Origin of the sequence: Rhodococcus sp. CH91, assembly GCF_022554085.1 — a bacterium.
GTDB lineage: Bacteria > Actinomycetota > Actinomycetes > Mycobacteriales > Mycobacteriaceae > Rhodococcus.
Map to the genome: position 1 here is coordinate 265,485 of NZ_JAKFYR010000007.1, position 11,848 is coordinate 277,332.

General features: G+C 69.0%; 10 protein-coding genes. All 10 read left to right on the forward strand.

Annotation, left to right across the window (positions count from 1 at the left end; translation table 11 throughout):
* The first annotated feature begins 3 nt into the window (after positions 1-3).
* Positions 4-915: an acetylglutamate kinase gene (gene argB, locus MOM01_RS15690; RefSeq protein WP_241386340.1), complete on the forward strand. Its 912-nt coding sequence runs from the start codon at positions 4-6 to the stop codon at positions 913-915.
* Positions 912-2,099, forward strand: a complete 1,188-nt coding sequence (locus tag MOM01_RS15695; RefSeq protein WP_241386341.1) for an acetylornithine transaminase — start codon at positions 912-914, stop codon at positions 2,097-2,099. The genes argB and MOM01_RS15695 overlap by 4 nt, the downstream gene beginning before the upstream one ends.
* Before the next feature lie 6 nt (positions 2,100-2,105).
* Complete coding sequence (gene argF / locus MOM01_RS15700) at positions 2,106-3,035, forward strand: ornithine carbamoyltransferase (RefSeq protein WP_241386342.1); 930 nt, start codon at positions 2,106-2,108, stop codon at positions 3,033-3,035.
* A gap of 2 nt (positions 3,036-3,037) precedes the next feature.
* Positions 3,038-3,556, forward strand: a complete 519-nt coding sequence (locus MOM01_RS15705) for an arginine repressor (protein ID WP_241386343.1) — start codon at positions 3,038-3,040, stop codon at positions 3,554-3,556.
* A 47-nt stretch (positions 3,557-3,603) separates the two neighbouring features.
* Positions 3,604-4,803 (forward strand): argininosuccinate synthase, encoded by a 1,200-nt coding sequence (locus MOM01_RS15710; protein ID WP_241386344.1) that lies wholly within the window; start codon positions 3,604-3,606, stop codon positions 4,801-4,803.
* A gap of 2 nt (positions 4,804-4,805) precedes the next feature.
* On the forward strand, positions 4,806-6,236 hold the full coding sequence (gene argH, locus MOM01_RS15715) for an argininosuccinate lyase (RefSeq protein ID WP_241386345.1): 1,431 nt from the start codon (positions 4,806-4,808) through the stop codon (positions 6,234-6,236).
* Positions 6,237-6,387: 151 nt separating this feature from the next.
* Positions 6,388-9,375, forward strand: coding sequence for an AMP-binding protein (locus tag MOM01_RS15720; protein ID WP_241386346.1), 2,988 nt, complete (start codon positions 6,388-6,390; stop codon positions 9,373-9,375).
* 39 nt (positions 9,376-9,414) lie between these two features.
* Positions 9,415-9,636: a Trm112 family protein gene (locus MOM01_RS15725; RefSeq protein ID WP_241386347.1), complete on the forward strand. Its 222-nt coding sequence runs from the start codon at positions 9,415-9,417 to the stop codon at positions 9,634-9,636.
* Positions 9,621-10,265, forward strand: a complete 645-nt coding sequence (locus MOM01_RS15730) for a DNA-3-methyladenine glycosylase (RefSeq protein ID WP_241386348.1) — start codon at positions 9,621-9,623, stop codon at positions 10,263-10,265. Before MOM01_RS15725 ends, MOM01_RS15730 begins: the two co-directional genes overlap by 16 nt.
* Before the next feature lie 15 nt (positions 10,266-10,280).
* On the forward strand, positions 10,281-11,558 hold the full coding sequence (gene tyrS, locus MOM01_RS15735) for a tyrosine--tRNA ligase (RefSeq protein WP_241386349.1): 1,278 nt from the start codon (positions 10,281-10,283) through the stop codon (positions 11,556-11,558).
* Positions 11,559-11,848 lie beyond the last annotated feature (290 nt).

An 11,848-nucleotide genomic window follows, 5' to 3' on the forward strand; every position in this document is an offset into this window, starting at 1 on the left:
AGTGTGACCGACCAGCTCATCGCGGACCTGACCTCGCACCAGAAGGCGTTCGTCCTCGCCGAGGCCCTGCCGTGGCTGCAGAAGTTCCGCGACAAGATCGTCGTCGTCAAGTACGGCGGCAACGCCATGGTCGACGACACCCTCAAGGCCGCCTTCGCCGCCGACATGGCGTTCCTGCGCACGGTCGGCATCCATCCCGTGGTCGTGCACGGCGGCGGACCGCAGATCAACGCCATGCTGAAACGACTCGGCATGGAAGGTGAATTCCGCGGTGGTTTCCGCGTCACCACTCCCGAGGTCATGGACGTCGTCCGGATGGTCCTCTTCGGTCAGGTCGGACGCGAACTCGTCGGACTGATCAACAGCCACGGTCCCTACGCCGTGGGCACCTCCGGTGAGGACGCCGGACTGTTCACCGCCAGCCGGCGCACCGTCGTCGTCGACGGCGAGGAGACCGACATCGGCCTCGTCGGCGATGTCACCACCGTCGATCCCACCGCTGTGCTCGACCTCATCGCAGCCGGTCGTATCCCCGTCGTCTCCACCATCGCACCCGATGCCGACGGCGTCGTGCACAACATCAACGCCGACACCGCCGCCGCGGCCCTCGCCGAAGCGCTCGGCGCGGAGAAGCTGGTCGTGCTCACCGACGTCGAGGGGCTCTACACGAACTGGCCCGACCGCAGTTCGCTCACCTCGCGGATCGACGTCGACTCCCTCGCCGCGCTGCTGCCCTCACTCGACGCCGGCATGGTTCCCAAGATGGAGGCCTGCCTGCGGGCCGTGACCGGCGGAGTGCCCACCGCCCACGTGATCGACGGCCGTCAGCCGCACTCCGTGCTCCTCGAACTGTTCACCGAAGAAGGCATCGGCACCATGGTGGTGCCGGGCTCCGACCAGGAAGGTCCCGCATGACCGGCACGTCCGACCTGCAGCAGCGCTGGGCGGGTTCCCTGATGCACAACTACGGCGTGCCCAAGATCGCGCTCGTCGCCGGCGACGGCGCGGTCCTCACCGACGCCGACGGCAAGCAGTACCTCGACCTGCTCGGCGGCATCGCCGTCAACAGCCTCGGCCATCGCCACCCGGCGATCATCGAGGCCGTGACCGCGCAGCTGAACCAGCTCGGCCACGTCTCGAATCTGTACGCCTCGCCGCCGGTGCTCGAACTCGCCGAGAAACTCCTCGACCGCTTCGGACACGAGGGCCGGGCCTTCTTCTGCAATTCCGGCACCGAGGCGAACGAAGCGGCGTTCAAGATCGCACGGCTCACCGGACGGCCGAAGATCATCGCGTGCGAGAAGGCCTTCCACGGGCGCACCATGGGCGCGCTCGCACTCACCGGCCAGCCCGACAAGCGCGCGCCCTTCGAACCGATGCCCGCCGGCGTCGAGTTCGTGCCCTACGGCGACCTCGACGCCCTCGAGGCCGCGGTCGACGAGAACACCGCCGCCGTCTTCCTCGAACCGATCATGGGTGAGTCCGGCGTCGTGGTTCCCCCCGAGGGCTATCTCGCCGGCGCGCGCCGCATCACCACCGAGCGTGGCGCCCTACTCGTGCTCGACGAGGTCCAGACCGGCATCGCCCGCACCGGCACCTTCTTCGCCCACCAGGCGACGGGCATCGTCCCCGACGTGATGACTCTCGCCAAGGGGCTCGGCGGTGGGCTGCCCATCGGTGCCGTCCTCGCGACCGGGCCCGCGGCCGAGCTGTTCCAGCCCGGTAAGCACGGCACCACCTTCGGCGGCAACCCCGTGTGCGCGGCAGCGGCTCTCGCGGTGCTGCGCACCATCGACGAGCAGGGCCTGCTCGACCACGTGAACGCCGTCGGCAAGACCCTCGCGGCCGGCATCGAAGAACTGGGGCATCCGCTCGTCTCCCACGTGCGTGGCTCCGGGCTGCTCCTCGGCGTCGTGCTCGCCGCCCCGAAGGCGCCGGCCGTGGAGACCGCCGCCCGCGACGCCGGTTTCCTCGTCAACGCCGCCGCATCCGACGTGATCCGGCTCGCGCCGCCGCTGATCCTGACCGAACAGCAGGCCGAGAACTTCGTGACCGCGTTGCCCGCGATCCTCGACACCGCCGACCGCGAAGGGAACTGACCACCCGTGCTCCGTCACCTCCTGCGCGACGACGACCTCACCCCGGCCGAACAGGCCGAAGTGCTCGAACTCGCCGCCGAACTCAAGAAGGCCCCGTTGTCCCGGCGGCCCCTCGAAGGTCCGCTCAGCGTCGCCGTGCTGTTCGACAAGACCTCCACCCGCACCCGCTTCTCGTTCGACGCGGGCATCGCTCAGCTCGGCGGACATGCGATCGTCGTCGACACCGGTTCCACCCAGATCGGGAAAGGTGAAACTCTCGAGGACACCGCGCGGATGTTCTCCCGCTTCACCGAAGCGGTCGTGTGGCGCACCTACGGCCAGGACCGGATCGAGACGCTCGCCGCGCACTCGACCGTGCCCGTCGTCAACGCCCTCACCGACTCGTTCCATCCGTGCCAGGTCCTCGCCGACCTGCAGACCGTCCGCGAACACAAGGGCGGCACGGCCGGCCTGCGAATGACCTACTTCGGTGACGGTGCGAACAACATGGCGCACTCGCTCATGCTCGGCGGCGCCACCGCCGGCATGCACGTCACCATCGCCTCGCCGAGCGGATTCACCCCCGACCCGCAGATCGTCGCCGCGAGCCGTGCGCGCGCCGAGGATACCGGCGGCAGCGTCACCGTCACCGACGACCCGCGAACCGGCGCCACCGGGGCCGACGTGCTCGTCACCGACACCTGGGTCTCGATGGGGCAGGAGGACGACGGCAAGGACCGCGAGGCCCCCTTCCGGCCCTTCCAGCTGAACGACGAACTCGTCTCGCTCTCCGATTCCGAGTCGATCGTGCTCCATTGCCTGCCCGCTTATCGCGGCAAGGAGATCACCGCCGAGATCATCGACGGGCCCCGATCCGTGGTCTGGGACGAAGCCGAGAACCGTCTGCACGCCCAGAAGGCCCTGCTCGTGTGGTTGCTCGAGCAGAGCCGGAGCTGACCGTGAGTACCGCGGCGCACCGGTCCCCGGCGGAGGGGGCCAGTGCTGCCGCGCCGACCCGGGCGGCGCGGCAGGCCCGCATCGTCGCGCTGCTCGCCGACCACGCGGTGGGCAGTCACACCGAACTGGCCGCTCTGCTCGCGGCCGAGGGTATCGAGGTGTCCACCGCGACCCTCTCGCGCGATCTCGAGGAGCTCGGAGCCGTCAAACTCCGCGCGGCCGACGGGGGAGCCGGGGTATACGTGGTTCCGGAGGACGGAAGTCCCGTCCGTGGCGTGACCGGAGGCACGGATCGCCTGTCCCGTCTGCTCGGCGAACTGCTGGTCTCCACGGACGCGAGCGGCAATATCGCCGTCCTGCGGACCCCTCCGGGGGCGGCGCACTATCTGGCCAGTGCACTCGATCGGGCATCATTACCCGAGGTGGTCGGAACGATCGCCGGCGACGACACCATCGCGGTCATCGCCCGCGAACCGACGACGGGGGCGGAACTGGCCGCGAAAATCGAATCACTCGCCTGACCTACCACTCATAGACTCACGTCGAAATACGAAGGAGCACAAAGACAATGGCCGAACGCGTCGTACTCGCCTATTCGGGCGGGCTGGACACCTCCGTCGCCATCAGCTGGATCGGCAAGGAGACCGGCAAGGAGGTCGTCGCCGTCGCCATCGACCTCGGCCAGGGCGGCGAGGACATGGAGGTCGTGCGTCAGCGCGCCCTCGACTGCGGAGCCGTCGAGTCGATCGTCGTCGATGCCAAGGACGAGTTCGCCAACGAGTACTGCCTGCCCACCGTCCAGGCCAACGCGCTCTACATGGACCGCTACCCCCTGGTGTCGGCCATCAGCCGGCCCCTGATCGTCAAGCACATCGTGCAGGCTGCCCGCGAGCACGGCGGCACCGTGGTCTCGCACGGCTGCACCGGCAAGGGCAACGACCAGGTCCGTTTCGAGGTCGGCTTCGGCGCCCTCGCACCCGACCTCCAGGTCATCGCACCGGTCCGCGACTACGCCTGGACCCGCGAGAAGGCCATCGCCTTCGCCGAGGAGCACGGCCTGCCGATCAACGTCACCAAGCGCTCCCCGTTCTCCATCGACCAGAACGTCTGGGGCCGTGCAGTGGAGACCGGCTTCCTCGAGGACCTGTGGAACGCCCCCACCAAGGACGTCTACGACTACACCGAGGACCCCACCACCCACTGGCAGGCACCCGACGAGTTGATCATCAGCTTCGAGGCCGGTCGCCCCGTCGCGATCGACGGCAAGCACGTCACCGTCCTCGAAGCCATCCAGGAGCTCAACAAGCGCGCCGGAGCCCAGGGCGTGGGCCGCCTCGACATGGTCGAGGACCGCCTCGTCGGCATCAAGAGCCGCGAGATCTACGAGGCACCCGGCGCCATCGCGCTGATCACCGCGCACCAGGAACTCGAGCACGTCACCCTCGAGCGCGAACTCGGCCGCTACAAGCGGCGTGTGGAGGAGCGCTGGAGCGAGCTGGTCTACGACGGCCTGTGGTTCTCGCCGCTCAAGACCGCCCTCGACGCCTTCATCAAGAACACCCAGGAGCGCGTCACCGGCGACATCCGCATGGTGCTGCACGGCGGCCACATCACCGTCAACGGCCGGCGCAGCCCCGAATCGCTGTACGACTTCAACCTCGCCACCTACGACGAGGGCGACAGCTTCGACCAGTCCAACGCCAAGGGCTTCGTCCAGATCCACGGGCTGTCCTCCAAGGTCGCCGCGAAGCGCGATCTGGGCCTGTAGTGATGGCCGGTCAGGACGCCCACGGCACCAACGAAGGCGCCCTGTGGGGCGGCCGGTTCGCATCCGGACCGGCCGCCGCCATGGCGGCGCTGAGCAAGTCCACCCACTTCGACTGGGCACTGGCCCCGTACGACGTGCGCGCCTCGCAAGCCCACGCCAAGGTGCTGCACCGCGCCGGACTGCTCACCGACGACGATCTCGCCACGATGCTCGACGGCCTCGAACGCCTCGCGGCCGACGTGGCCTCGGGCGCGTTCACCCCCGCCGAGTCCGACGAGGACGTGCACGGAGCACTCGAACGAGGTCTCATCGAACGGGTCGGCCCCGAGGTCGGCGGCCGGCTCCGCGCGGGTCGCTCCCGCAACGACCAGGTCGCCACGCTGTTCCGCATGTGGCTGCGCGACAGCGTGCGGCGTGTCGCCGACGGCGTGCTCGACGTCGTCGACGCGATCGCCGATCAAGCGGCGGCACATCCCGATGCCGTGATGCCGGGCAAGACCCACCTGCAGGCTGCGCAACCCGTCCTGCTCGCGCACCATCTGCTCGCCCACGCACACCCGTTGCTGCGCGACGTCGATCGCCTGCGCGACTTCGACAAGCGGGCGGCGATCTCGCCCTACGGCTCCGGCGCCCTGGCCGGATCCTCGCTCGGCCTCGATCCCGACGCGATCGCCGCGGATCTCGGTTTCGACTCCGCGGCCGACAACTCGATCGACGCCACGAGCTCCCGTGACTTCGCCGCGGAAGCGGCGTTCGTCCTCGCACAGATCGCCGTCGACCTCTCCCGCATGGCGGAGGAGGTGATCCTGTGGAGCACCCCGGAGTTCGGATATGTCACCCTCGCGGACGCATGGTCGACCGGGTCGTCGATCATGCCGCAGAAGAAGAACCCCGACGTCTCGGAGCTCACCCGCGGCAAGGCCGGTCGCCTCATCGGCAACCTCACCGGGTTGCTCGCCACACTCAAGGCGCAGCCGCTGGCGTACAACCGGGATCTGCAGGAGGACAAGGAGCCGGTCTTCGACTCCGTCGCTCAGCTCGAACTGCTGCTCCCGGCCGTGGCAGGTCTCGTCTCGACGCTGACCTTCCACACCGAGCGCATGGCCGAACTCGCCCCCGCCGGTTTCACCCTCGCGACCGACATCGCCGAATGGATGGTCCGGCAGGGAGTTCCGTTCCGGATCGCCCACGAGGCCGCCGGTGCGTGCGTGCGGGTCGCGGAAGGTCGTGGTGTCGGCCTCGAGGACCTCACGGACGACGAGCTGGCCCGTGTAGACGCCGCGCTGACCCCGCAGGTGCGGGAAGTGCTCACCGTCGAAGGATCGATCGCCTCGCGCAATGCCCGCGGCGGCACCGCGGGCGTGCGGGTCGCCGAACAGCTCGGCAGAGTCCGCGACACGGCGACGCAGTTGCGCGGCTGGGTCCGCGACTGACCTCGACTCCCGTCCCGGGCAGACTCCGAGTTGCCCGGGACGGGACCGGTCGTGTGGCAGGCTTGCGCATACGCTCGGCACGCGGCGGGTATCGGTGTAGAACGGCAGGTGCCGGGTGCCGGTGCGGACACGTCGAGAAGGAGTGCGGGTCGTGGGACTGGACACCGATGTAGTGACCGAATCGGTACGGCGGCTCGTCGCCACCGCACAGAACGGTCTCGAAGTTCTCCGTTTCGGTGGTCTCGAACCCGGATCGTCGTCCTCGCCGTATCAGGTCGTCGAGCGCACCGCCATGTACCGGCTGCGCCGCTACTTCCCCGAGTCGGACACCGCCACCACCGGTGTGCCGGTGGTCCTCGTGCCTCCGATGATGGTCTCGGCCGAGGTGTACGACGTCACCCGCGACGCCGGCGCTGTCGCCGTCCTCCACGAGGCCGGGCTCGACCCCTGGGTGGTCGACTTCGGGTCTCCCGAGCAGGAAGAGGGCGGCTGGAAGCGAACCCTGACCGACCACATCCTCGCCCTCGACGAGATCGTCGACTGCGTGCGGGCCTACACCGATCGTGACGTCCACCTCGGCGGCTACTCCCAGGGCGGCATGTTCTGCTACCAGGTGGCGGCCTATCGGCGCAGTCGCGGCCTCGCGAGCCTGATCACCTTCGGCAGTCCCGTCGACACCCTGGCCGCGCTGCCCTTCGGCATCCCGGACATCGTGGCCACCCGCTCCGCGGACTTCCTCGCCGACCACGTCTTCAACCGGCTCGCGATCACGGGCTGGATGGCCCGCACGGGCTTCCAGCTGCTCGATCCGGTCAAGACGCTGCGCTCGCGCATCGACTTCCTGCTCCAGCTCCACGACCGCGAAGCACTGCTGCCCCGGGAGCCGCAGCGCCGGTTCCTCGACACGGAAGGATGGGTGGGCTGGTCCGGCCCCGCGGTCGCCGAGGTGCTGCGGCAGTTCATCGCCCACAATCGCATGGTCAGTGGGGGTTTCGTCATCAACGACCGGCCCGTGAGCCTCGCCGAGATCACCTGCCCCGTGCTCGCCTTCGTCGGCGAGGTCGACGACATCGGGCAACCCCTCGCCGTACGCGGGATCCGCAAGGCGGCACCCCGAGCCGACATATTCGAATGCACCTTGCGCGCAGGTCATTTCGGTCTCGTCGTGGGCAGCGTGGCAGGTCAGCAGACATGGCCGACCGTCGGCGAATGGGTGCAGTGGCGCGAAGGAGCCGAGGATCGTCCCGTCGGCATCGCGCCGATGGCCGTGCCCGACCCGCAGGGCGACGGCGGCACCGGAGTCTCGGTCGCATCGCGCATCACCCATACCGCAGCCACCCTCGCCGACGTGGGTACGGACGTCGGCAAGGGACTCGCAGGCATCGCCGTGGGTGCGGTCCGCGGTGCACGAGACCTCACCGGCGAAGCGGCACGGGCATTGCCTCGCCTCGCACGCCTCGGGCAGATCCAGTCGCGCACCCGCATCTCCGTCGGCGCCCTGCTCGCCGAGATCGGCCGCAACTCGCCGAAACGCGAGTGCTTCATCTTCGAGGACCGCGTCTACACCTTCGACGCGGTCAACCGGCGGATCGACAACATCGTTCTCGGCCTCGTCGACAACGGCATCCGACCCGCCACCCACGTCGGCGTCCTCATGGGCGTACGGCCGAGCGCGATGGCGGCGGTCGCCGCGATCTCCCGCCTCGGTGCCGTCTCGGTCCTCATCCCGCCCGGACCCGACATCGCGGAGGCCGTGCGCCTCGGAGGCGTGGAGAAGATCGTCGCCGATCCCGAGAACCTCGACGCCGCCGTCGCGACCGGACTGCCCGTCCTGGTCCTCGGTGGCGGCGACGTGCGCGACCTCGACATCGAAGCCGGGACCGACGTCGTCGACCTCGAACGACTCGACATCTCCGGCGTCCAACTGCCGGGCTGGTACGTGCCCGATCCCGGACTCGCCCGGGAACTCGCCTTCGTGCTCTTCACCGGAAGCGGCGAGAGTCTCGCGATGCGGCGGGTCACCAACTACCGATGGGCGCTGTCCGCCTTCGGTACGGCTACCGCCGCCTCGCTCGGTCGCAGCGACACGATGTACTGCCTCGCGCCACTGCATCACTCGTCGGGACTGCTCGTGAGTTTCGGCGGTGCCCTGGCCGGGGGAGCGCGCATCGCCCTGTCGCGCGGACTGGACCCCTCGCTCTTCAGCGACGAGGTGCATCGTTACGGCGTCACCGTCGTCACCTACACATGGTCGATGATGCGCGAGGTCCTGGACAGCCCGTCGCTGCACATCGACGCCATCCATCCGATCCGATTGTTCATCGGCTCCGGCATGCCGCCCGGTCTGTGGCGACGCACACTCGAGCGATTCGCACCCGCCCGCGTCCTCGAGTTCTACGCCTCCACCGAAGGCAATGTGGTGCTGGCGAACGTCTCCGGGTCGAAGATCGGCTCGAAGGGGCGGCCACTGCCGGGAAGCGCCGACGTGCGTCTCGCCGCCTACGACGCAGGCACCGGCCGGCTGGTCGAGGACGAGCGCGGCTTCGTGCGCGAGGCGCAGGTCGGCGAGGTCGGTCTGTTGCTGGGGCGACCGGGCCCGGCCGCCTCGGCGCTCAGCGGCGTCATGCGCGGTGTCTTCGAACCGGGCGACGTGTGGATGCCCACCGACAACCTGTTCCGTCGCGACGCCGACGGCGACTACTGGCTGATCGACAGTCGGCGGACCGTGATCCCCACTTTCCACGGCCCCGTGTTCACACAATGCGTGGCCGACGTCCTCGACGGCATCCCCCGGGTGGATCTCGCCGTCGCCTACGGCATCACGGTCGGCAGCCGCGACATCGCGGTGGCCGCCTGCACGCTGCGGGGGAACAAGGCCCCCACGGCGGCGGAGATCACCGCGGCATTCGACGACGTACTGCCGGCCGAACGGCCGGACCTCGTGCACGTCGTGCCCGAGATCCCCGTCGGACCGTCCTACCGCCCCTCCGCCGACGCTCTCCGAGACCGGGGACTGCCCACGCCCACAGTCCGGAGCTGGTATCTCGACCCTGCGAGCGGGGTGTACAAGCGGTTCACCAAATCCGTCGCGGCGGCGTGGCAGACGGGTACGGCCGGAACCCCTGCCGGGGCGCGGTAGCCTGGACGCGGTTCGGTTCCGCCCCACGAAAGGACATCCGTGGCTGTCGATCCCACGCTCCTGAGCATTCTGGCCTGTCCCGAGGACAAGGGGCCGTTGCTTCTCGTCGACGACACGGTCCTGTACAACCCGCGACTGCGGCGGGCGTATCCGATCGAGAACGGCATCCCCGTCCTGCTGGTCGACGAGGCCCGCGAGGTGACCGACGCCGAACACGACGACTTCGTAGCGCGCGGCGTCGCGGGATGGAGCCGGGACTGAGCCGCGCCCGTCCGTCCGTCGATCTCGAGGAGCTCACCCCGGTCGAGGCCGCCGAAGTGCTGCTCGGCGCCACGGTGCAGGTGGGCGAGACCGCCGTGCGCCTCACCGAGGTGGAGGCCTACGGCGGACCCGAGGACGGACCGTGGCCTGACCCGGCCGCGCATTCGTATCGCGGACCCACCCCCCGCAATTCCGTCATGTTCGGCCCTGCGGGTCACCTCTACGTCTACCGCAGTTACGGCCTGCATTTCTGCGCCAACATCTCCCTCGGACCCGACGGCGTCGCCGGCGCTGTGCTCCTGCGAGGCGGAGAGATCGTCGACGGGGAGTCGCATGCCCGTTCCCGCCGCACACCCGGAACGGCATTCGCCAACCTTGCCCGGGGGCCGGGCAATCTGGCCTCGGCGCTCGGCCTGAGCCTGGCCGACAACGGGATCGACGTGGAATCGCGCGACGCGCGGGTACGGCTGGTGCACTCGGCCGAACCGCTGGTCGGCGAGGTCGCGCGAGGTCCACGCGTGGGCATAAGCGTCGCCGCCGACAGGCCGTGGCGATTGTGGATTCCCGGTGCCGTCGGCGTCTCCGCATACCGGCGCAGCCCACGCGCGCCCGCCCCCTCCCACGACTGATGGGATGATCGAGCGGTGACTGAGCACATTCTCGACGAACTGGCCTGGCGCGGTCTGATCGCGCAATCGACCGATCTCGACGCCCTCCGACGCGATCTCGACACGGGTCCGATCACCCTCTATGCCGGCTTCGACCCGACCGGGCCGAGCCTGCACGCCGGTCACCTCGTTCCTCTCCTCGCCCTCAAACGGTTCCAGCGCGCCGGTCACCGGCCGATCGTCCTCGCAGGTGGCGCGACCGGGATGATCGGTGACCCGCGCGAGGTGGGGGAGCGCACGATGAACTCCGCCGACACCGTCGCCGAGTGGGCCGGGCGGATCCGGGGCCAGCTCGAACGATTCGTCGACTTCGAGGATTCCCCGACGGGCGCCGTGGTCGTGAACAACCTGGACTGGACCGGGGGTCTGTCCACGATCGACTTCCTGCGGGACGTCGGTAAGCACTTCTCCGTGAACGTCATGCTCGCCCGCGACACCGTGAAGCGCCGTCTCGAAGGCGACGGCATCTCGTACACCGAGTTCAGCTACATGCTTCTGCAGGCCAACGACTACGTGCAGCTCCGCCGCGAATACGGGTGTGCTCTGCAGGTCGGTGGTTCGGACCAGTGGGGCAACATCATCGCCGGCGTCGAGCTCAACCGCCGGACCGACGGTGCGAGCGTTCACGCCCTGACCGTCCCGCTCGTGACCTCCTCCGACGGGAAGAAGTTCGGCAAGTCCACCGGTGGCGGCAGCCTGTGGCTGGATCCGGAGATGACCAGCCCGTACGCCTGGTACCAGTACTTCGTGAACGCGGCGGACGCGGACGTGATGAAGTACCTGCGCTGGTTCACCTTCCTCGACCGCGAGGAACTCGCGGAACTCGAGACCGCGACCGTCGAGCGTCCGCATGCCCGGGAGGCGCAGAAGCGACTCGCCGCGGAGATGACGACCCTCGTGCACGGCGCGCACAACACCGCCTCCGTCGAGCTGGCGAGCCGCGCGCTGTTCGGCAGGGGGGAACTGGGTGATCTCGACGAGCCCACCCTCGCGGCCGCACTGACCGAAGCCTCGGTGACCGAACTGCGAGCCGGCGAGCCGGACACCATCGTCGACCTGCTCGTCGCATCGGGACTGTGCGAGAGCAAGGGGGCTGCGCGCCGCACCGTGAAGGAAGGTGGAGCCTCCGTCAACAACGTTCGGGTCTCCTCGGAGGAGTGGACTCCCCGGGACGGGCAGCTCCTGCACGGCGAATGGCTCGTGCTCCGACGGGGCAAGCGGAACTTCGCGGGCGTCCGCGTCGTCCGAGACTGACCGTGCGCCGACGCTGATGGGCCTCTGACCAGCGGATTTGACGGCTCATCGGCGTCGGCGTAACTTAGTCGTCGTTCGAGCGACACGGAACAGCCCGCCCGACCGGGAGGTTGGGAATCCAGGCATGTCCGGTGTAGTATCGAATTGCTCTCGCAGAAGAGTTTCGGAACGCATCAGCTTGCGCCCCCGGAACCGGATGTGATAGCTTGGAACGGTTGCCCCGGAGCGGGTCGGATCTAGTCCGAAGCGCGATGGTGTGTGCGTGTTCTTTGAGAACTCAACAGTGTGCC

Excerpts from the sequence above, each read along its gene's own strand:
- MOM01_RS15695 (WP_241386341.1), top strand. The coding sequence starts at position 912 with ATGACCGGCACGTCCGACCTGCAGCAGCGCTGGGCGGGTTCCCTGATG.
- MOM01_RS15710 (WP_241386344.1), top strand. The coding sequence starts at position 3,604 with ATGGCCGAACGCGTCGTACTCGCCTATTCGGGCGGGCTGGACACCTCC.
- argH (WP_241386345.1), top strand. The coding sequence starts at position 4,806 with ATGGCCGGTCAGGACGCCCACGGCACCAACGAAGGCGCCCTGTGGGGC.
- MOM01_RS15730 (WP_241386348.1), top strand. The coding sequence starts at position 9,621 with ATGGAGCCGGGACTGAGCCGCGCCCGTCCGTCCGTCGATCTCGAGGAG.